Annotated in this window: 20 protein-coding genes; all 20 read left to right on the forward strand. The window is 64.2% G+C overall.

Going from position 1 to position 21,336, the window contains the following annotated elements; genetic code table 11:
• Positions 1 to 17 precede the first annotated feature (17 nt).
• The 20 genes from DMP11_RS06980 (at position 18) to DMP11_RS07075 (ending at position 21,297) form a co-directional block, all read left to right on the forward strand.
• Positions 18 to 929, forward strand: a complete 912-nt coding sequence (locus DMP11_RS06980) for a site-specific tyrosine recombinase (protein WP_170155479.1) — start codon at positions 18 to 20, stop codon at positions 927 to 929.
• Positions 930 to 1,280: 351 nt separating this feature from the next.
• Positions 1,281 to 1,706 (forward strand): division/cell wall cluster transcriptional repressor MraZ, encoded by a 426-nt coding sequence (locus tag DMP11_RS06985; RefSeq protein WP_148041108.1) that lies wholly within the window; start codon positions 1,281 to 1,283, stop codon positions 1,704 to 1,706.
• Between the two features lie 15 nt (positions 1,707 to 1,721).
• Entirely contained in the window at positions 1,722 to 2,681 is a 960-nt protein-coding gene (rsmH, locus tag DMP11_RS06990) for a 16S rRNA (cytosine(1402)-N(4))-methyltransferase RsmH (protein WP_123185824.1), read from the forward strand.
• Positions 2,682 to 2,769: 88 nt separating this feature from the next.
• On the forward strand, positions 2,770 to 3,225 hold the full coding sequence (locus DMP11_RS06995) for a cell division protein FtsL (protein WP_148041109.1): 456 nt from the start codon (positions 2,770 to 2,772) through the stop codon (positions 3,223 to 3,225).
• Positions 3,226 to 3,234: 9 nt separating this feature from the next.
• Complete coding sequence (locus DMP11_RS07000; RefSeq protein WP_214646950.1) at positions 3,235 to 5,007, forward strand: peptidoglycan D,D-transpeptidase FtsI family protein; 1,773 nt, start codon at positions 3,235 to 3,237, stop codon at positions 5,005 to 5,007.
• Positions 5,008 to 5,019: 12 nt separating this feature from the next.
• Positions 5,020 to 6,516, forward strand: a complete 1,497-nt coding sequence (locus DMP11_RS07005; protein WP_123185793.1) for a UDP-N-acetylmuramoyl-L-alanyl-D-glutamate--2,6-diaminopimelate ligase — start codon at positions 5,020 to 5,022, stop codon at positions 6,514 to 6,516.
• A 48-nt stretch (positions 6,517 to 6,564) separates the two neighbouring features.
• Positions 6,565 to 7,995: a UDP-N-acetylmuramoyl-tripeptide--D-alanyl-D-alanine ligase gene (locus tag DMP11_RS07010; RefSeq protein ID WP_194950420.1), complete on the forward strand. Its 1,431-nt coding sequence runs from the start codon at positions 6,565 to 6,567 to the stop codon at positions 7,993 to 7,995.
• Positions 7,996 to 7,997: 2 nt separating this feature from the next.
• Entirely contained in the window at positions 7,998 to 9,038 is a 1,041-nt protein-coding gene (gene mraY, locus DMP11_RS07015) for a phospho-N-acetylmuramoyl-pentapeptide-transferase (protein ID WP_123185795.1), read from the forward strand.
• Between the two features lie 99 nt (positions 9,039 to 9,137).
• Entirely contained in the window at positions 9,138 to 10,604 is a 1,467-nt protein-coding gene (murD, locus tag DMP11_RS07020) for a UDP-N-acetylmuramoyl-L-alanine--D-glutamate ligase (protein WP_214646951.1), read from the forward strand.
• Positions 10,605 to 10,609: 5 nt separating this feature from the next.
• Positions 10,610 to 11,818 carry an FtsW/RodA/SpoVE family cell cycle protein gene (locus DMP11_RS07025; RefSeq protein WP_214646952.1) on the forward strand — a complete coding sequence of 403 codons (1,209 nt, stop codon included), beginning with the start codon at positions 10,610 to 10,612 and terminating at the stop codon, positions 11,816 to 11,818.
• A gap of 15 nt (positions 11,819 to 11,833) precedes the next feature.
• Positions 11,834 to 12,931, forward strand: coding sequence for an undecaprenyldiphospho-muramoylpentapeptide beta-N-acetylglucosaminyltransferase (gene murG, locus DMP11_RS07030; RefSeq protein WP_123185796.1), 1,098 nt, complete (start codon positions 11,834 to 11,836; stop codon positions 12,929 to 12,931).
• A gap of 70 nt (positions 12,932 to 13,001) precedes the next feature.
• Entirely contained in the window at positions 13,002 to 14,390 is a 1,389-nt protein-coding gene (murC, locus tag DMP11_RS07035; RefSeq protein ID WP_123185797.1) for a UDP-N-acetylmuramate--L-alanine ligase, read from the forward strand.
• 9 nt (positions 14,391 to 14,399) lie between these two features.
• A complete protein-coding gene (murB, locus tag DMP11_RS07040) occupies positions 14,400 to 15,314 on the forward strand; it encodes a UDP-N-acetylmuramate dehydrogenase (protein WP_214646953.1) in 915 nt (304 codons plus the stop codon).
• Positions 15,271 to 16,353 carry a cell division protein FtsQ/DivIB gene (locus DMP11_RS07045; RefSeq protein ID WP_123185798.1) on the forward strand — a complete coding sequence of 361 codons (1,083 nt, stop codon included), beginning with the start codon at positions 15,271 to 15,273 and terminating at the stop codon, positions 16,351 to 16,353. Before murB ends, DMP11_RS07045 begins: the two co-directional genes overlap by 44 nt.
• Positions 16,354 to 16,580: 227 nt before the next feature.
• Positions 16,581 to 17,732 (forward strand): cell division protein FtsZ, encoded by a 1,152-nt coding sequence (gene ftsZ / locus DMP11_RS07050; protein WP_123185799.1) that lies wholly within the window; start codon positions 16,581 to 16,583, stop codon positions 17,730 to 17,732.
• A gap of 21 nt (positions 17,733 to 17,753) precedes the next feature.
• Complete coding sequence (locus tag DMP11_RS07055) at positions 17,754 to 18,587, forward strand: purine nucleoside phosphorylase YfiH/LACC1 family protein (protein ID WP_214646954.1); 834 nt, start codon at positions 17,754 to 17,756, stop codon at positions 18,585 to 18,587.
• Positions 18,588 to 18,589: 2 nt separating this feature from the next.
• On the forward strand, positions 18,590 to 19,282 hold the full coding sequence (locus tag DMP11_RS07060) for a YggS family pyridoxal phosphate-dependent enzyme (RefSeq protein ID WP_123185801.1): 693 nt from the start codon (positions 18,590 to 18,592) through the stop codon (positions 19,280 to 19,282).
• Positions 19,283 to 19,351: 69 nt separating this feature from the next.
• On the forward strand, positions 19,352 to 20,155 hold the full coding sequence (locus DMP11_RS07065) for a cell division protein SepF (RefSeq protein ID WP_123185802.1): 804 nt from the start codon (positions 19,352 to 19,354) through the stop codon (positions 20,153 to 20,155).
• Between the two features lie 28 nt (positions 20,156 to 20,183).
• Positions 20,184 to 20,441 (forward strand): YggT family protein, encoded by a 258-nt coding sequence (locus DMP11_RS07070; protein ID WP_123185803.1) that lies wholly within the window; start codon positions 20,184 to 20,186, stop codon positions 20,439 to 20,441.
• 55 nt (positions 20,442 to 20,496) lie between these two features.
• Positions 20,497 to 21,297, forward strand: a complete 801-nt coding sequence (locus DMP11_RS07075; RefSeq protein WP_123185804.1) for a DivIVA domain-containing protein — start codon at positions 20,497 to 20,499, stop codon at positions 21,295 to 21,297.
• Positions 21,298 to 21,336: the final 39 nt, after the last annotated feature.

Here is a 21,336-nt window from a genome sequence, read left to right on the forward strand (position 1 = left end):
TGAAGTAGAATGGGGGCATGACTGAAATCGAGGAGTACATACGGGAGTTTCTGGACTACCTGCGCATCGAGCGGGGGTCGAGCGGGAACACCTTGGACGCCTACGGCCGCGACCTGAAGGCTTTTGCCGAGTTTGCCGCTGCCCAAGGGGTGGCCGTGTGGCGGGACGTGGACCGGGATTTGGCGGAAGCGTTTCGGGAGGCGCTGTTCGCGGAGGGCTACAGTGCCTCCACGGTGAAGCGGCGCATCTCGGCGCTGAAGAGCCTTTCCCGCTATTGCACCCTGGAGGGCTATGGCAAGGGCAACGTGGCCTCGGCGGTGCCGCTGCCGAAGCTGACGGCTCAGCTGCCCGATGTGCTGACCATACCCCAAGTGGAGCTGATCATGGAGCGCAGCGACCGGGACGACGCGGCCGGCCTTCGCGACAGGGCCCTGCTGGAAACCTTGTACGGTGCCGGGCTTCGGGCCAGCGAGGCTTGCGGGTTGAACATGGACGACCTGTTTTTGGAAGAGGGTTTTTGCCGGGTACGCGGCAAGGGGGACAAAGAGCGGTTCGCGCCGCTTTCCGGCAGCGCCCATCGGGCATTGGAGCGCTATTTCGCCGAGGGGCGCCCCCATTTCCGCAACGGCCGTGGCGGCCAGGACCGGGCAGTGTTTCTCAATCGCCGCGGCGGCCGGCTGAGCCGCCAGAGCGTGCACCGCATCGTGGAGGAGGCCGGCCAGATGGCCGGCATCGAGCATTTGCACCCCCATACGCTGCGCCACTGCTGCGCCACCCATCTGTTGCAAGGGGGCGCCGACCTGCGCCTCATCCAAGAGATACTGGGGCATTCCGACATATCCACCACCCAGATCTACACCCATCTCGACCGCGAGCACGTGCGGGCGGAGTACATGGCCGCCCATCCTCGGGCCCGCCGCCGGTTCTAGCCCAGGCGCCGTTTACCGCCCACGGGTGGGCGAATGGGGCGAAGTGGGGGCGCGGGACACCCAATCGTTGATTTTCCACCGATTTTGCACGGGCCACTTTATATAGGGCTAAGCCATCAATGTCTACCACAACATTTAGGTGCACTGTTTTTTGACCCCAGCCTGACCTGGGGTTTTATTTTTGTCTGAAAGTGGGACGGTGGTGGGAAAAGTGGGTGCAAGTGGGGGATTGTGTGTTGCGTTGTGGGGTGTTGTGGGGTACTATGCAAACCACGAATTCGGAGAAAGGCCAAAGGACCCGTGGAGGAAACCCAAGCCACAGAGCCACAAGAGGAGCGGGCGAAGGAGCCCGTGAATCTGTATGGGGAATACCCTTACAAGGTGGACGGCAAGGGCCGCGTGGGGCTTCCGGCGGCGTTTCGTCGAGTTCTCAGCAAGGATCTTCTGATCGTTCCCGATCTGAAGCAGGACTGCGTTTTGGTATTCGAGAAGGCGGACTACGATAAATGGTGCGAGAGCATGTTTGTGCAGCGGTTCGGCGGATACGAGTCCAACAACAAGATGCACATCGACCTGCATCGCCAAATGCGTGCACGGGCGAGGGCTGCGGAAGTTGACGCATCGGGTCGCATCATGATTCCCGGCGACATGCGGGGCAAGTGCGACATCGACAAGGACGTGGTGCTGGTAGGAAACGGCGACCGATTCGAGATCTGGGATGCAAAGCGCTACCAGCAGGTGGCGGAAGAAGCCGATCTGAGCATCTTCCTCGTCTAGGTAGGCGTGAGTACCGTGACAAGCGAATACCGGCACATTCCCGTCTTGCTTACCGAGTGCCTGGAACAACTCGAACTCAAAACGCACCCCACGTTCCTGGACTGCACGCTCGGTTTTGCGGGACATTCTTTCGAAGCGGCGAAGGAGCTGGGCTCTTCCGGCCTGCTGATAGGAATCGACCAGGACGAAGTGGCGCTGACCAGCGCCGCGGAGAAACTGGAGCGCATTCCGGCAGCCGAGCGCCCTGCTCTCGAGCTGCTTCGGGGAAACTTCGGCGATTTGGACGACCTTCTGCTTTCGGCGGAAGTGCCCGGGGTGGACGCGATGCTGTTCGACCTGGGCGTGTCGTCTGTGCAAATCGACACCATTGAGAGGGGCTTTTCCTTCAAGGAGAATGCTCCACTGGACATGCGGATGGATCCGGGGAAACAAACCCTAACCGCAGCAGAGATCCTTAACACCTACAACGCAGCAGATCTCACTCGGATCATCCGCGGCAACTCGGACGAGAAATGGGCCTCGCGCATTGCCGCCTTCATCGTGAAGGCGCGCGAGGAGCAGCCGTTCTCCATGAGCGACCAGTTGGTGGAGGTGATAAAAGCGGCAATTCCCTCATCGGCCCGACGGGCCGGGGGGCATCCCGCGAAGCGCACGTTCCAAGCCCTGCGCATAGAGGTCAACTCGGAGCTTACCGTTTTGCGTCGCGGTCTCGACGCGGCGGTTCGCTGGCTGAATCCGCAGGGGAGAATCGCGGTCATAAGCTATCACTCGCTGGAAGACCGCATTGTGAAAGAGACCTTCGCCTCCTTCGCCGACCGTTGCACCTGCCCGCCGGATTTGCCGGTGTGCGTGTGCAGCCGAGCCCCTGTGCTGGACATCGTGAATCGCAAGCCCATACTTCCCACTGCTGAAGAGATTGCCCGGAACCCCCGGGCGCGTTCGGCGAAGTTGCGCGTGGCCCAGAAGCGCGGCTGACAAGAGAAAAAACCATGGGCCCTATAGTGAAAATCCGCAATCAACTCCCGTGATGGGCGTTGATTTTTTATCCTAAGGAGGGATGCCCGTGAGTGCGCAACCGGCATATTCGCGCCCGCGCTACAATGCGCAGCCCTCTTACACCCCCTCCATCACCGTTGTGCGGGGCAAGGGGAAGTCCCAAGCCCCTCAGACCTTGCCGTCGGTGCTGGTGCAGGCGGCCGTGGTGGCGGTTGTGGTGTTCGTGCTGTTGTCAGCGGTGGGCTTTTGCCGCGTCACTTTGACGTCTGCCAGCGCCAGCGCCGCCATCCAGGCGAAGAACCTCGATTCCGAGATTTACGACGCCCGTACCTCTGGCGCCGATTTGGAGGTGCTGCAAAGCTCGCTTTCCAACCCCTCCCGCATCCGCATTCAGGCGGCTTCTTTGGGGATGGTGGAACCGGAAGTGGTGACCAGCATCAATCTGGCCGGCGACGTAGTGACCGTTAACGAGCAGGGGGCCCTCTCCCTGTCGGGCAGCGCTCAGGCGCTGTTGGCCCTGTAGGCGCGCGCCATGGCCAGGCAGGGATCGGGAAAGCGCCCCGGGCGCCCGCGGGCTGCGGCCCGCAATAGCGCGCGCGGCTTCGCTTCCCAGCGCTTACCTCGCAAAAACGATTTCAGCATCGGCCGGCGCTCGTTTCTGGCGATGGCCTCGTTTGCCGCTTGCTCGGTGGTGTTCACGGGGAAGATCTTGTTCCTGCAGGTGATCGACGATGACCGCTACCTGGCCCGCGCCGAGGCCACCCGCGAGCGCAAGTACCCAGTTCCCGCCAAGCGCGGCACCATTTACGACCGCAACGGCATTGTGCTGGCCACTTCCACCGAAACCCGCAACGTGTACGCCGACCCCCGCTTCGTGGAGGACCTCACGGCGGTGTGCGCCAAGCTGGCCCAGCACCTGGGTGGCTCGGTGCAAGAGTATGAGCAGCTGATCCGCAATCCCTCTTCGGAGTCGTTCGTGTACCTGAAGCGTCAGGTGGACATGGCCGTGGTGGATACCCTGAAGGCCGACTTGGCGGAGCTGGAGCTGACCGGCGTGTTCTACGAGCAGAGCTACCGGCGCGATTACCCCAACGGCCAGATTGCCGGCCAGGTGGTGGGGGTGTGCGACGTGGACGGCAACGGCATCACGGGCCTTGAGCTGCAATACAACGAGCAGCTCAAGGGCAAAGACGGCTACTACTGGGGCGAGGTGGGCTACAAAGGCACCCCCATCCCCGATGGCGTGATTGAGGAAACCGACGCGGTGGACGGCGCCGACATCATGTGCACGTTGGACGTGAAGATGCAGGCGGCGGTGGAACAGGCACTGGCCGAGGGCTGTGAGAAACTGGACGCCAAAGACGGCAGCGCGGTGCTGATGGACGCCGCCACCGGCGAGGTGTACGCCATTTGCTCGCTACCCTACATGGACCCCAACGACCTTGCCCATGCCGACAAGGAGTCCCCCAGCATCAAGGCCATCACCCAGGCCTATGAGCCCGGTTCGGTGTTCAAGACGGTTTCCGCCCTCACGCTGCTGGAAACCGGCACCATGACCCCCCAGAGCGAAATCTACTGCCCCGAGACTATCGACGCGGACGAGTACACGGTGAAGGACTCCCACGATCGTCCCGCCGCCACCATGACGCTGCGGGAGATCCTGAACCAGTCTTCCAACGTGGGCATCTCGCTTTCCGTGGAGAAGATGGGGTTTCGCCCCCTGTACAACAACATTTTGAAGTTCGGCCTGAACGAACCCACCGGCATCGATTATCCGGGCGAGTCGAAGGGCTACATGGCCGAGTTCAAGAACTGGAGCCGCATCGCCGGTTACAACATCACCTTCGGCCAGGGCATTTCGGTGACGCCGCTGCAGCTGACCCGCTTCTACGCCATGATCGCCAACGACGGCGTGGCCACCACCCCGCACCTGTTGCTGGAGTATCCGAAGACCCAGGAGATGCCGGAGTACGAAACCAAGACGGTGGTGACCGACGAGGAGGCGCTGGCGAATATCAAGTCGATGCTGCGCACCGTGGTGACCGACGGCACCGGCAAGGTGGCCAACATCGACGGCTTCGACGTGTGCGCCAAAACCTCCACGGCCGAAATTGCCGACCCGGAAAAGGGCGGCTACAAGAAAGAGGTGTACAACCTGGCTTACGCGGGGTTCATCGATAATTCTACGAGTAAATTGGTTTGTTTTGTTGGGGCCAACAACGTTTACGGCATGCGTCAGACCGGAGATATTTTTAAGGCTATAATGACCACTGCAATCGATCAGTACAGTATTACTCCGGAATAGGACGGCAGGGCAATGGCTAAAACGTGCGCAGAACTGATGGCGGGACTGGACTGCACTATTCTGGGAAACTCCCAAGAGGCGGTTGAGGGGCTGGCCTACCGCAGCGACAAGGTTAAGCCCGGCGACGCCTTCTTCTGCATCGTGGGCCTGGCCGTGGACGGCCACTCGTTTGCCCAGGACGCCATCGACCGCGGCGCGAAAGTGCTGGTGGTGGAGCGCAAGGTGTACCTGGCGGACGCCACCGACGTTACCGAGATTGTGGTGGCCGACACCCGCAAGGCCATGGCCCAGGCGGCCGCCAACTTCTACGACCATCCTTCCCGCGCTTTCCAGCTGGTGGGGGTAACCGGCACCAACGGCAAAACCACCACCACCTACCTGGTGGAGCACATTGCCCGCGTGGCCGGGCGTCGCACCGGTGTCATCGGCACGGTGGGCAACTCCATTGGCGATGTGCACGAGAAAAGCGAGCACACCACGCCGGAGTCTCCGGATCTGGCCCGCATTCTGGCGCGGATGCGCGATGCCTCCTGCGACGTGGTGGCCATGGAAGTGAGCTCCCACGCGCTGGATTTGAAGCGCACCTGGGCGGTGGACTTCGCCGTTACCGCGTTCACCAACCTCACCCAAGACCACCTGGACTACCACCACACCTTCGAGGACTACTTCGAGGCGAAGGCCTTGCTGTTCTCGAGGGACTACCCGGCGAAGCGGGTCATTTCCGTGAACGACAAGTGGGGCCGCGAGCTGTGGCGCCGCTGCTCCGAGCGGGGAGATGCGGTGATAACCACCGGCATGGATTCCTCGGCCCAGATTTACCCGGTTGTCGTGGAGCTGGGCCCCCGTTCCACCACGGTGGAGCTGGAGGTGCGCGGCCAGCGCTACCGGTTCAGCTATCCGCTGGTGGGGCGCTTCAACGTGGAAAACGTGATGACCGCGTTCGGCATCGGCCTCGCGCTGGGGTTTGAGCCGGAAGTGATCGTGAAGGCGTTGGCGGACGTGCCGGCCCCTCCGGGCCGCTTGCAGCGGGTGGAGGCGGCGGCCGACGGCGGCGTTTCTGTGTTCGTGGACTACGCCCACACCCCCGACGCCCTGGAAAAGGCCATTTCGTCGGTGCAGGCGCTGTCCGAGGGCCGCACCATCGTGGTGTTCGGCTGCGGCGGCGACCGCGACGCCGGCAAGCGCTCCATCATGGGTCGCGCCGCCCAGGCGGCTGATTTCGCCGTGGTGACCTCGGACAACCCCCGTTCGGAGGACCCGCTGGCCATCATCGCCGACATCACCTCCGGCATGGAGGAGGGGAAGGGCAACTTCGCCGTATGCCCCGATCGCCGCGAGGCCATTGCGTCGGCCATTCGCATGGCGCGCCCGGGGGACTGCATCTTGGTGGCCGGAAAGGGCCACGAGGACTACCAGTTGGTGGGAGGCAAAACCCTTTCCTTCGATGACCGCAAGGTGGCCGCAGAGGAATTGGAGGCCGCTTTCCTTACCAGCAACGGGGGCGAGTAGTCGGTGCGCCTGAACGCCAAGCAAGTTTGCGCTTACACGGGGGGAACCATGGTGGTTCCCCCGTTGGCATCGAAGGAGCTGCTGTGCGGCGTCACCTGGGACTCCCGCGAAGTGGAGCCCGGTTGCTTGTTCGTGGCGCTTATGGGCGAGAAGGTGAACGGCCACAGTTTCGTGGGCAGCGTCCTTTCCGCCGGTGCCGGCGCCGTGCTGGTGATGGAGCCTTTGCCCCAAACCGATTTGATGCTGGCCCGCGAGCTGGGGGCCGCCGTGATAGAGGTGGCCGACACCGCCAGCGCTCTTACCGACTTGGCCTGCGAATGGCGTGGGCACTTGAAGGGGCACGTGGTGGCCATCACCGGTTCCACCGGCAAAACCACTACCAAGAACCTGGTGCGGGACGTGTGCGCCGCCGGCAAAACGGTGGTGGCCACCAAGGCCAACCAGAACAACGAGCTGGGAGTGCCCCGCACGCTGCTTTCCGCTGACGCCGACACCCAAGTGGTGGTGGTTGAGATGGGCATGCGCGGCCGGCGCCAGATTGCCGCCCTGTGCGATTTCGTGCGCCCCGACTGGGGGCTTATCACCAACGTAGGAGAGAGCCACATCGAGCTTCTGGGGAGCCGGGAGAATATCGCCCGCGCCAAGGGGGAGCTGTTGGAGGCGCTGCCCTCCGGCACTGGGGTTGCCTTTCTGAACGGCGAAGACGACGCCACCGCATTCATGGCGCAGCAGACGCAGTTCGCCGCCCGCGGGGTGGAAGAGGTGCGCTTCAACGGGCGCCCTGCCGCCGATTGCCTAGCGCCGGGCCAGGTGCCCGCCGCGGTCGTGTGGGCCGAGGATGCTTCCCTTGACGAAGAGGGGCATCCGCTGTTCACCCTGTGCGCGCAGGGGTTCGAAGGGCTTGAGCCGCTGGACGAGGTGCACCGGGTGCCGGTGGCCATGGCGTTGCGCGGCTATCACAACATATGCAACGGATGCGCTGCCGCGGCCGTGGGGCTGCGGTTGGGGCTGGGGCTTCAGGCCGTGGCAGAGGCGCTGGGGGCGTCGTTGCCGGAGAGCGGCCGCCAGGAAGTGCTGAAAACCCGCGACGGCGTTACCGTGGTGAACGACGCCTACAACGCAAATCCCGACTCGATGCGGGCGGCGCTGCGCACGTTCGCCGCCATGGAAACCTCCGGCCGCCATGTGGCGGTGCTGGGGGACATGGGGGAGCTGGGCGATTTCGCCGAAAGCTGCCACCGGGGCGTGGGGCGGGCCGCCGTCTGCTGCGACCGGCTGATTTGCGTGGGGCCGCTTTCCCGCTTCACTGCGCAAGGGGCGCTGGAGGCGGGGATGGACGCCGCTGCCGTTACGGCGGTGGATTCGGTGGGGCAGGCGCTGGCGCTGCTGGAAACGGAACTTTCCCCCCATGACGCCCTTTTGGTGAAGGCCTCCCACTACATGGGCCTTGGAAGAATAGCCGATGGATTGGTGAATTAAACATGCTGGGATCTTACGCCGCTTATCCGACGTTCATTGTGTTTTTGGCCGTGGTGGTGACCATGGTGCTGACCATGGTGCTGATGCCGGGGTTCATCCGGTTTCTGCGCCGCAGCGCCATCGGGCAGCAAGTGCGCGACGACGGTCCGGAAACCCATTTGGTGAAACAGGGAACCCCCACCATGGGGGGCCTGGTGATGCTGGTGGCGGTTATCGCCTGCACTCTTTTGGTGGGAGTGCCCACCCCTGAGATGTTCCTGCTTTTGGGGGCCACAGTGGCCGCCGGGCTGCTGGGATTGGTGGACGACGCCTCGAAGGTGATGCACGAGCGCTCGCTGGGGCTCACCCCTTCCGCCAAGTTGCTGGGGCAGTTTGCCATCGCCGCCATCTTCGTGCTGGTGGCGGTAAACGTGATAGGCATCAAGCCCACGGTTACCATTCCCTTCGTCTACACCTTCGACCTGGGTATTCTCGAAACGGTGCTGCCGGTTGGGGAAGGGATCTCCATCCCGTGGCTGTACGTGCTGTTCGTGAACATCCTCATGGTGGGCATGTGCAACGCGGTTAACCTCACCGACGGCCTGGACGGTTTGGCGGCGGGCACCGTGATGGTGGTCATGATTGCCATGGCCGGCATCGCGTTTCGCTCCGGCGTGCTGGAACCGGCGGTGTTCTCGGCGGCTTTGGCCGGCGCCTGCGTGGGCTTTCTGTGGTTCAACTCGTATCCGGCCGACATCTTCATGGGTGACACCGGATCGCTGGCGCTGGGCATGGCCTTCGGCGGCTTGGCGGTGCTCACCAAAACCGAAGTGCTGTCGCTTATCATCGGCGGCCTGTTCGTGGCCGAGGCGCTTTCGGTGATGATTCAGGTGTTCTACTTTAAGAAAACCCACAAGCGCATTTTCCTCATGGCCCCACTGCATCATCACTTTGAGAAGAAGGGATGGAGCGAGACCAAAGTGGTGGTGCGCTTCTGGATTGTATCGGGCATGTTGGCCGCTGTGGGCTTCGCCCTGTACTTTGCCACAACGGTGGCGGGGTAGATGGCGGCGGGGCCGGAAGGCCCCTTCTTTTTGCGATGGAATTGCTGGCGCGCGGGCGGCGGCGGATGGGTGGACATGGTGGCGAACACGGTTCAGCAAATGATAGAGGGAAGAAAGCAGGCCCCGGCGCAGCTGGGGCGCGTTGCGGTTTTGGGGCTGGGGAAGAGCGGCCGCGCCGTAGCCGAGTACCTGGTGCCCCTTCTGGGGGGCCGCTTGGAGCAGCTGACGGTGTACGCTGGCCCTTCCAACGCCGATGCGCAGGCGTGGGCCGAGGGGGTGCGCCGGGCGGGGGCCCAGGTGCTCTTCGACACCGAAGAAGTGGCCGGCCCCTTCGAGCTGTGCATCGCGAGCCCTGGCATTTCCCAGTTCAGCCCGTTTTACCAGGCGGCGAAGCGGGCCTCTGGCGAGGTGGTGAGCGAGGTGGAGTTCGCCTGGCGCGAAAGCCGAAGCGACGCCGTGTGGGTGGCGGTGACCGGCACCAACGGCAAAACCACCACCACCGCCCTTGCCCGCCACCTGCTGCAGCAGGCGGGGCTTGCCGCATGCGCGGTGGGCAACATCGGCGACACCTGCATCCAGGCGGTGGCCTCGGGCCGCTACAGCCATTACGTGGCGGAGGTTTCCTCTTATCAGCTGGCTTCCACGGTGAACTTCGCCCCCAACGCGGCCGTAGTGCTGAACATCACCCCCGATCACCTGGCGTGGCACCGCAGCCACGAGGCCTACGCCGAAGCCAAATGGAAGCTGCTGGCAAACCTGCCCTCCGTGGAAGGGGCCGTGGCGGTTATTGGCGCGGTGAACGATGAAACGCGAACGAAAGTGCGTCAGCTGAAGGCAGAAGGCAGCGCTCGCGGGTTTTCCTATGTGCCCATCGGGGCCAAAGGGGGCCTGGGGCAGGACATGCGGAAAGCGTGCGGCTCGGAAAACGCCGCCTTTTTGGACGGGGATGTTCTCACGGTGGCGCTGGACGGCGCCGAGCATGCCCTGATCCCCCGGAACCGGCTTCAGCTGGAGGGCATTCACAACTGCGAGAACGCTCTGGCAGCGGCGACGGCCGCGCTGGCGGTAGGGGTTTCGGCGCAGAGCGTGGCGGCGGGGCTTGCCACCTTCACCGCGCTTGCCCATCGCATCGAGCCGGCGGGCACCGTGGCCGGCGTGGCCTGCTTCAACGACTCCAAGGCCACCAACGTTGACGCTACCCTGGCCGCCATCGGCGCCTTCGATCCCAAGCGCCCCGTCATCTTGCTGGGGGGCCGCGACAAGGGCACCGATTTGGAGCCGTTGGTTCGGGCCTGCAACAGCCATGCCAAGGCAGTGGTGTGTTTCGGGGAGGCGCGGGAGCGTTTCCTGGAGGCGTTCCGGGCCCAGGGGGTGCCGCAGCTGCAGGTGCTGGAGGCACCGGGGATGGAGACGGCGTTGGATGCGGGGCTTAGCGCGGCGGTGCCCGGCGACGTGCTGGTGCTCTCTCCCGCCTGCGCCTCCTTCGACGAGTTCTCCTGCTTCGAAGAGCGCGGCGATGTGTTCAAGGCCCTAGTGGCCCAGCGCGCGGCCGCGAGGGGGGAGTAGCGCCCGTGGCTTCCCGTTCCGACAACTCCGCCCAGTTGCAGGGGCCGCGCATCCTCATGCTGGTATGCGTGGCGGGCCTCACGCTGATGGGGCTGGTGATGGTGTATTCCACCTCCTCCATCGATGCGGTGGCCGGGGGCCGCAACATGTTCCGCGACGTGGGAATGCAGGCGCTCTACGCCGTCATCGGCATTGGGATGGGACTCATTGTGTGGAAGGCGCTGCCCTACCGGCTGTGGGCCACCAACTTCGTGTGGGTGGTGTGGGCCATCTCGGTGGTGCTTCTGGTGCTGACGGCGGTGGTAGGCGTTGATGTGAACGGCGCCCAACGCTGGCTGAAGATCGGCATCGTGCAAATTCAGCCCTCCGAGTTCGCCAAGATAGGCCTGCTGCTCACTTCCATCTACATCTACTACATGTACGACAGCGGCGCCTTCGATCCGAAGGCCACGGCCCTCGCCTTCATCGTGGGGGTGTTGGTGCCGTTGATGTTTCTGTTCTTCACCCAGTCCGACTTGGGCACCACCGCCGTGCTGGCGCTGGCCATCGTGGCGGTGCTGTGGTTCGGCGGCGTGCGGGCCTCCATCGTGGGGGGCGTGCTTGTGGCGCTGCTGGTGTTCGCCGCCTTCGCCATCCTGCGCAGCGGCTACCGCAGCGACCGCTTGGTGTTCCTCGACCCCTTCAACGACGGCAAGGACGGCCTGGGCAACGGGTACCAGATGACCCGCTCTTACATCGCCATCGTGAGCGGCGGCCTGTTCGGACGGGGGCTTGGCGGTTCCCATGAGAAGTTCCAGTACCTGTTCGCCTCCGATTGCGACTTCATCTACTCCATCATCATCGAAGAGCTGGGGCTGGTGGGCGGCTTGGTGGTGCTGGCGCTGGTTTTGGGGCTGCTGGTGTCCGGCTTGCGTATTGCCGAAAGCGCGCCGGATGGGCTGGGGGCCATGATTGCCGGCTCTGCCACCATCATGCTGGTGGGCCAGGCGTTTTTGAACATGGGAAGCGCCATCGGCGCCCTTCCCACCACCGGCAAGCCGCTGCCCTTTGTGTCCAGCGGCGGTTCTTCGGTGATGGCCTCGTTCATTTTGGTGGGGCTCATCCTGTCGGTTTCCCACGGAAGCCGCAGGGCGTCCGTGTACGAGCAGCGGCGCGACAACCTGCGCGTGGTGAAGAGCGCGCCGGCGCCCTCGCGGGCCAGGCGCAGGAGGTAGAAAGGCGGTAGCGCAATGGTGATAGTGCTCTCGGGCGGGGGGACCGCTGGCCACATCAATCCGGCTTTGGCGCTGGCGGAAGAGCTGAAGCGCCGCGGCCACCAGGTGCTGTTCGCCGGCACACCCCAGGGGGTGGAGGCGCGGCTGGTGGGGCAGACCGACATCCCCTTCACGGCCTTCGAGGCCAGCGGGTTCAATCGGCGCCATCCGGCTTCGCTGGCGAAGGGCGTGGCGAAAATTGCCCGGTCCACCGCTAAGGCGAAGAAGTGGTTCGCTGAAGTGAAGCCCGATGTGGCGGTGGGTTTCGGCGGCTATGTGTGCATCCCCGTGGCCCGCGCCGCCGAGCAGCTGGGCATCCCGGTGGTGCTGCACGAGCAGAACTCCCACATGGGCATGGCCAACCAGTTCCTGTCGAAAAAGGCGGCCGCCGTGGCTCTTACCTACGGCGAATGTGCCGGCCAGGCCAAAGGGGCCGGCCGTGTGACGGTTACCGGAAACCCGGTGCGCCGCAGCGTGGCGGAGGCCAGCCGGGCGGAGGGGCGCAGGATGCTGGGCATCCCCGAGGACGATTTGATGCTGCTGGTGTTCGGGGGCAGTTTGGGGGCCCGCTCCATAAACGACGCGGTGGTTTCCCTGAAGCAGCAACTGCTGGGGCGCCCCAATCTGTCGGTGGTGCACATCGCCGGCCCCAGGGAATACGATCGCGTGGCCGAGGCGCTGGCGCTTACGGAAGACGAGAAGCGCCACTGGCAGCTTTTGGCCTATCAGGACCGAATGGGGGAGACGCTGGCGGCGGCCGATGTCATCGTTTCGCGGGCCGGCGCCACGTCGCTGGCGGAGATTTCCGCCTTGGCCATTCCGGCGCTGTTGGTGCCCTATCCTTATGCCACCGAAGACCACCAAACGAAAAACGCCCGCTCCTACGTGGAGGCGGGCTGCGCCGATTGGCTGGCGGACGACCAGCTGGCCGGGGCGGAGTTCGCCGCCAAGCTGAACCGGTTGCTGGACGACGGGCAGCTGCGGGCGCAGATGACGGAGGCGGCGCGGCGCCAGCCAACGGTGAATGCGGCGCGCAACTTGGCCGATGTTGTGGAGGAGTCCGCCAAAGCCTAGCCGATAAAGTAAAATGGCTCATTCGATACGAACGGTACGGCGCGGCGCGAACGGAAAAGGTGCATTGACTATGGAATTTGGCGGCAAAGGGGCCCTTCACTTCATTGGCGTGGGGGGCGTTGGTATGAGCGGCATCGCGCGGGTGGCCAAAGACCAGGGCTTTCGCGTGTCCGGTTCCGATTTGCGCGGCAGCCGCTACACCCAGCAGCTGGAAGAGGCGGGCATCGACGTGTTCATCGGCCAAAGAGCCGAGAACATCCCCGAGGGCGATGTGACTGTGGTGGTTTCCACCGCCATTTTGGACAACAATCCCGAGCTGATGGAGGCCCATCGCCGCGGCCTGCCCATCGTGCACCGGGCCCAGATGCTGGCGAAGCTGGGAGAGGGCCTGGACACCCTGGCGGTGGCAGGCACCCATGGCAAAACCACCACGTCCTCCATGTTGGCCCATACGCTGGACGCTCTGGGGCTTTCGCCTACGTTTTTGGTGGGAGGCATCGTGCGCAGCTGGGCCACCAACGCCCATAGCGGTTCCGGCCGCTATTACGTGGTGGAAGCGGACGAGAGCGACAAATCCTTCACCTACCTTTCCCCTGCGGCGGTGATTGTCACCAACATCGAGGCGGATCATCTGGACCATTACAGCGGCCTGGAGGAGATTTACCGCAAATTCCGCGAGTTCATCGCATCGGTGCCCGATGGGGGCCCGGTGGTGGTGTGCGCCGACGACGCGGCGCTGGTGGAAACCGCCCGCGAAACCAGCAAGCGGGTGATCACCTATGGCTTTGCCGAAGACAGCGATGCCCGCATCGTGGCCGCCAGCGCCGCGGGCGTGGGCAGCCGGTTTACCTTGGCGCTCCCGGACGGCACTCTGGTGGAGGGCAGCGTGAAGCAGAACCCCGGCATGCACAACGTGGCCAACGCCGCTTCGGTGCTCACGCTTCTGTGGGCGCTGGGGGTGGACGTGCGGGCGGCCGCTGAAAAGCTGGCCGAGTTCGCCGGCGTGCGGCGCCGCTTCGATTTGGTGGGGCAGGCCGGCGGCGTTACGGTGGTGGACGACTACGCCCATCATCCCACCGAAATCCGCGCCACCATCCAAGCTGCGAAGGCGCTGGACTTCAACCGCGTGCACGTGCTGTTCCAGCCCCATCGCTATTCGCGGGCCCCGCTGTTCACCGAGGTGCTGCGGGACGAATTCGGCGCTGCTTTCGACGAAGCAGATTCGGTCACCTTCATGGACGTGTACCCGGCCGGTGAAGCGCCGGTGCCCGGCGTGAATGGCGCCACCTTCATGGAGGTGGTTACCAGCCACGGCTATGAGATGGCCCGCTACGTTCCCCGCCGCATCGATGTGGTGCCGGCCATAGTGGAGACGGCCGAGCCGGGCGATTTGGTGATAACCATGGGTGCGGGCGACGTGAACGCCATTGGCCCTCAAATTGTGGACGAGCTTTCCTAAGGGGCGGCAGTGGCACGGCACGCGTCTCCTTTGCAATCGCTTTTAGTGGACGACCGCCTGGATGCGGACGTTTACCCCAACGAGCCCATGGCCCGTCATACCACGCTGCGCATCGGCGGTCCGGCCCGCTTCTACGTGCGGGCGGGGTCGGTGTCGGCGCTGTCGGCGGTGGTTTCGCTGTGCACTCGGGAGGGCATTCCCTGGACGGTGGTGGGGCGCGGCTCCAACCTGCTGGTAGCCGACGAGGGCTTCAGCGGCGTGGTGATCAGCCTGGGGCGCGATTTCCGCAGCATCCAAGTGGATGAAGACGATTGCTCCATCGTGGCCGGCGGCGGAGCGCTGCTGTCGGCGGTGGTGCAGGAGACGTTTCGCCGCAATTGGCAGGGGCTGGAATTTGCCGTGGGCACCCCCGGCACTGTGGGGGGCGCTGTGGCCATGAACGCCGGCACCCGGGAGGAGTGGATGAGCTCGGCGGTGCGCTCGGTAACCGTGATGGATGCCGAAGGGCACCTGGGCAAGCTGCCCGGCAGCGCCATCGCCTGGGGCTACCGCACGTCGGGGATTTCCGGCGTGGTGGTGGAATGCGAGCTGCAGGCCCATCAGTGCGACCCCTTCTACATCCGCGGAAAGATGGAGGCGGCCTTGGCCCGCCGCCAGCAAAGCCAGCCGCTGGGGCAGATGTGCTGCGGCAGCGTGTTCAAAAACCCCGAGGGGGCTTCGGCCGCCCAGCTGATAGAGGGCCTGGGGCTGAAGGGCGTCGCCTGCGGAGATGCCCAGGTTTCCGACAAGCATGCGAACTTCATCGTGAACAACGGTGCCGCCACTGCCGCCGACATGGCGTCGCTGATGCGGGACATCCAGCAGAAGGTGAGGGAGGCTCATGGCATCGAACTCGCGCCAGAAGTCCGCTTCCTCGGCTTCTAGGGCATCCCGTCCTGCGGCATCGAAGCCGTCTGCACGCCGCAGCGCCGGCGCCTCCCGGCCGTCTTCGGCCCGCGGCGGTTCGGCCCGCTCTGCGACCTCGCGGCGCTCCGGCGCGGCGCGCCCTGCTCGCAGCGACTCGCCGTCGGCGCGCCCTGCTCGCGGCGGCGCCCCCCGCTCCGGCACCCCTTCCACCTACCGGCCCAACATAAGCTCCCGTTCCATCGGCGACATTCGCCGCTCCGAGCGGGAGATGCGGCTTCGCCAGAAGGCTCAGAAATCCATCAGCCGCCTGGTGGCAGCGGCGGCAGTGGCGGCCGGCCTCTTGGCCCTGGGGTTGGTGCTGTACTTTTCTCCCATCTTGAAAGTGGAGGACGTGCAGGTGAGCGGCTCTACCCACCTCACCGATGCCGACATCCAGGCGTTGGTGAGCATCCCGGAAGGGGCCACCCTGCTCAGCGTGGACGCCGGGGGAGTGGCTCGCAGCCTTGAGCGGGACGCCTGGGTGGAAACCGCAACGGTGCGGCGGGTGTTTCCCCATACGCTGGTGATAGACGTCACCGAGCGGGACATCGCCGCCGTGGTGGAAGTGATGACCTCCGACGCCAAAGCGGTGCAGCCTTGGGCCATCGCCTCCGATGGCGTATGGCTGATGCCCATCCCCGAGAAGGATTCTGAGCTGGGGGCTTCCATCAGCCCGCAGATTTACGAGGACGCCGAATCGGTGCTCACCATTACCGGCGTTCCCTTCGGGCTCATCCCCGAGATCGGCTCCACCTGCACCGACGAGAACGTGGAAAACGCCCTTTCCATCTTGAACGGCCTTACCACCGACTTGGCGGACGCCATTGTGAAGGTGCAGGCCACTGACGCTGAGTCCACCCTGCTCACCCTGAGCAACGGCATCCAGATCGCCTTCGGCACGGCCGACGACATCCGCGAGAAGGAGCGGGTGTGCCTGCAGATCATGGAGCAGAACCCCGACAAGGTGGCCTACATCAACGTGCGCGTGGTGAGCAAGCCTACGTGGCGTGCGGTGTAGCCCCATCCTGCGAGAGCTAAGCGCCTGGCGGGCCCCGGCTTTTTCCGGCGGTCGCCTTTTGGGTTGAGTTTTAGGTGCCAGATTACTAAATATTAGCGTTTTGAGTTGAATACAAGGCCACTTCTTGTAAAATGCACTTTCACGTGGGCAATGTTCCAAATAGGGGCATATGCCAAAGCAAGCTATCTAAAACGCAGCAGTTAAACGCAACAGGTGTGGAGGAAACAATGCCAAACAATATGGGTGCGGATCACTTGGCGGTTATCAAGGTGGTCGGAGTTGGCGGAGGCGGCACCAATGCCGTGAACCGCATGGTGGAAGCTGGCGTTCGCGGGGTTGAGTTCATTGCCATCAACACCGATCGCCAGGCCCTTCTCATGTCCGACGCCGACAAAACCATCCATATCGGCGAAGAGCTCACTCGCGGCCTGGGCGCCGGCGCAAACCCCGAGGTGGGCTGCCAGGCGGCCGAGGAGAGCCGCAACGAGATTCGCGAGGCGCTGGCCGAGGCCGACATGGTGTTCGTCACCGCCGGCGAAGGCGGCGGCACCGGCACCGGTGCTGCCCCCATCGTGGCCGAAATCGCCCGCGAGGAAATCGGCGCCCTTACGGTGGGCATCGTCACCAAGCCTTTCTCCTTCGAAGGGCGCGTGCGCCGCAACCAAGCCGATCAGGGCATCGATCTTCTGGCCCAGAAGGTGGACACCCTCATCATCATCCCCAACGACCGTTTGCTGGAAATCGTGGACAAAAAAACTTCCATGATCGACGCTTTCCGCATCGCCGACGACACGCTGCGCCAGGGCATCCAGGGCGTTACCGACCTCATCACCATCCCCGGCCTGATCAACCTCGACTTCGCCGACATCCGTTCGGTGATGAAGGACGCCGGCACGGCCATGATGGGCATCGGCATCGCCACCGGTGAGAACCGCGCGCTGGACGCGGCGCAGCAGGCCACCAACTCCAACCTGCTGGAGTCTTCCATCCAGGGGGCCTCGCGGGTGCTGTTCTCCATCGCCGGCGGTCCCGACCTCACCCTTACCGAGGTGTCCGAGGCGGCCCGCACGGTGGAGTCCTGCGCCGACGAGAACGCCAACATCATCTACGGCCAGATTATCGACGAGGGCATGAAGGACGCGGTGCGCATCACCGTCATCGCCACGGGCTTTAAGGCCAACAACGCCGCCGCCCAGAGCTCCTTTGACTTCAGCCCCCGCAAAGACCTGTTCGCTTCCACCGCCGAGCCGGCCGCTCCCGTTTCCACGGTGAGCACCTCCAGCTCCGCCACTTATAGCAGCACTACCACTACGGCGTCCTCTTCGCAACGTTTCTCCGACGAGGACTACATCCCGGACTTCCTGAAGCGTCAGCGCTAAGCTGCTTTGATGCGTGGCTTCATGAAGCTGCCCGAACCTGCACTTCAGGCCTGCACTCGTGCGGGCCTGTCTTTTTTGACCGACGAGCCGCTGTTCGCCGCCACCGGCGTGCGCATGGGCTTCACCCGCCGCATGGGCGGGGTGAGCGAACCTCCCTATGATTCGCTGAACCTGGGGTCGCACGTGGGGGACAGCCTGCCGGCTGTGGAGGAGAACCGCCGCCGGCTTTTGGCGGCGGCCGATTTGGACGCCACGGCGCTGCTCACCCTGAACCAAGTGCACGGTAGCCGGGTGCTGACGGTTTCCAGCGCTGCCCCCGCCGTTCTTGAGGCAACGGCGCGGGCCGGGGCCGAGGGGGCCGACGGGCTTGCTGTGGGGGTGCCGGCCGTTACGGCCCTGCTCTGCTTTGCCGACTGCGTGCCGGTAGTGGTGGTTTCCCCTTCCGGCGCCTTCGCCGTGGCCCACGCCGGTTGGCGCGGGGCGCTGGCGGGCATCCCCGCCAAAGCGGTGCGGGCGGTGGCGCAGTTGGACGCGCAAGCGGCCCGGTCGGATTTTTCTCCATCTGATTACAACGGCTACATCGGCCCCCACATCATGGCAAAATGCTATGAATGCGGTGAAGACGTGATTTCCCGGTTCGTTGACGGCTACGGCAAGGCATGCGCCCCGCTGCCCGGGCATCTCAGCCTGGAGGCCGCGGTGCGGGCCAGTTTCGCAGAGGCGGGGCTGGTGCCGCAGCGCATCGCGTCGGCGGGGGAGTGCACCGCTTGCAGCGCCGATGAGTACTTCTCATACCGTGAAAGCGGTGGGCGCACGGGCCGCCACGGGGCGTTCGCCGGTAGAAAGGAAGAATAGAAATGGGCATTGAGCAGCGCTATCGGGACATGCGCCAAGAGGTGGCCGAAACGGCGGCCGCTTGCGGCCGCGCTGCGGGCGACGTGGCCCTGATAGCGGTTTCCAAAACCGTGGGGCTGGAAGGAGTGCAGGAGGCCATCGAGGGCGGCTGCACCGTGTTCGGCGAGAACCGGCCCGACCAGATAATGGAAAAGTACGCCGCCTTCCCCGAGGTGCAATGGCACTTCATTGGCAACATCCAATCGCGGCGTATCCGCGACATCGTGCCCTGCGCCACTATGATCCACTCTCTCAACCACCTCGATCATGCCGAGAAAATCGGCCGCGTTGCCGAAGGCCTCGGCAAGGTGCAGGACGTGCTGGTGGAGGTGAACGTTTCCGGCGAGGAGTCGAAGAGCGGCATTGCCCCGGCGGACGCCGTCGAGTTCGTGCAGCGCTGCTGCAGCATCGAGGGGCTGCGGGTGCGGGGGCTTATGACCATGGCCCCGCAGGGCAGCCGGGAAGCGGCGCGCCAAACCTTCCGGGGGCTGGCGCGGGTGGCAGATGAGGTGCGGGCGCAGCTGACGCCTCCCGAGGCTGTGGCCTTCGATCAGCTTTCCATGGGAATGAGCGAGGATTGGCCGGTGGCAATTGCCGAAGGAGCCACGATGGTGCGCATTGGTCGTGCTATTTTCAGCGATAATTTCACGGAATAGCCGCGGTATGGTACCGTGGACACAACAGGCCTCTGAATACAGGGTAAACGCAGCAAGGAGGTTGGCCTCATGAGAGACGGAAGAAGCATGTTTGGCGGCATCAAGGCCCGCTTGGGCTTCGCAGACCAACAGGGCGACTACGACGACGAGTACTACGACGACGACTACGACGATTACGACGAGGGTTACGCCGAGTACGACGAGTACGCCACCGCCCCCGATGACGGCTACCTGTCTTCCACATCGCGTCCCACCACCCGGGTGTCTTCTACGCCGCGCCTGGTTTCCTACGAAGACGTGCGCGCCAACACCACGGTGCCCCAAAGCCTGAACCGCGATCCGCTGCCGCCGCGCCATGTTACCAGCGCGGCCGATGCCCGCGTCACCTTGCGTGGGGGTTCGGTGGGGGGCCGCACCATGGTGGATTCCACCCTGCCGCCCCAGATGACCCCCGAGGGCACTGCCGCCGAAGCCGCTGCCGCCTCGCGACGCCGTGGCTCTGAAGGCGTGAACGCCCTGTTTTCCTCTACGGTTCCCGACGGCCGCGCCTCCGGTGGCGAAAGCGCCTCCCGCGGTGCGTCTTCGCTGTTCGGCGCCCCGTCTTCCGGTCGCAAGATGGTGGTTATCACGCCTTCCAGCTATGCGGATGCCGAAGAGGTGGCCAAGGGGCTGAAGGTGGGCAACGCGGTGGTGCTGGTGCTGCGTAACACGGCGCCCGACCTGGCCAAGCGCGTGCTGGACTTCTCGTTCGGCGCCGCCGCCGCCCTGGATGCCTCGGTGGACGTGGTGGCCGAAAAGGTGTTTGCCCTCACGCGGCTGCAAGACCTCACCGATGGCGAGCGGGACAGCCTGCGCGCCCAGGGCCTTCTGTAGCTGAACGGCGTTCTGGCAAGGAGAAAAGATGCTCACGTACCTGCTTATCCGTTTGGTGGACCTGTACTCGATGCTCATTTTCGTGTACGTGCTGATGTCCTGGCTTCCCGTGCACAACGGGGGGCTTTTGGGGGACATTTACAAAGTGCTGGGACAGGTGTGCGACCCGTATCTTAACCTGTTCAAAAAGCTTATACCGCCCCTTGGAGGAATGGTGGACGTTACCCCCATCATCGCCTTGATTGTATTACAATTGGTTGCACGTCTGATTGTTGTCATCCTGTAGCCCCTTCGGGCTGCTCGATGCAAAACCGGCCAAGCTCACCGTGAAGGGAAAAAACATGAGCATTACTTCCAACGATATCCACAACCAGAGCTTCTCCATCGACCGCAAGGGTTACGATGTCGATGAGGTGGATGTGTTCCTTGAGCATGTTGCCGACGAGATTGACCAGCTCAACGACATCATCACCCGTTTGCAGAATCAGCTCTACGATGCCCAGGAAACTTCCGCCGTTGCTCCGGTGGCCATGCAGGCGGCCGTTGTGGAAGAGGTTGATACCTCGCACTTCGACGTGCAGATTGCCGACCAGGCCTCCCGCATCAACGACCTGGAACGCCAGCTGAACGAGAAGCGCGCCGACGACAATGCAGTGGCCCAGGCGCTCATCATCGCCCAGCGCACCGCCGACGAGGTGATCATGAAGGCCAATGCTCAGGCCAGCGAGACCATCGCCGATGCCCGCGAAGAGGCCCAGCGCATCATCGACCGCGCCAATGTGGATCGCCAGAACGTCATCGATTCCATCCGTCGTCTGCAGGACGACCGCGAGACCGCCCGCGATGCCTACAGCGTGATGCTGAAGGACATCATCACCGACGCCTCTCGCAAGCTGGCCTCCATCAGTGCCGACAGCCGCGCGGTGGAGCCCGCCGACTTCGTGCCCGCCGCTGCCCCGGGCGTTACCAACGAGTTCGAAATCGATGAGTACGTGAACCCGGCCCCCCGCCAGGTGAGCTACACCACCCCGCAGGCCACCGACGCCGTTGTGGCGGCTGAGGCGGCTGTGGCCTCTCCTTACGAGAAGGACCTTTCCGGTTTCGGCGATGCCGACGCCTTCGAATTCGAGGACGTGGACTAACCCTGCACAGATCGGCAGCCTTGACGGCCCCCGCCTCGG

The organism is Parvibacter caecicola (genome assembly GCF_003725335.1).
GTDB classification, from domain to species: Bacteria; Actinomycetota; Coriobacteriia; order Coriobacteriales; family Eggerthellaceae; genus Parvibacter; species Parvibacter caecicola.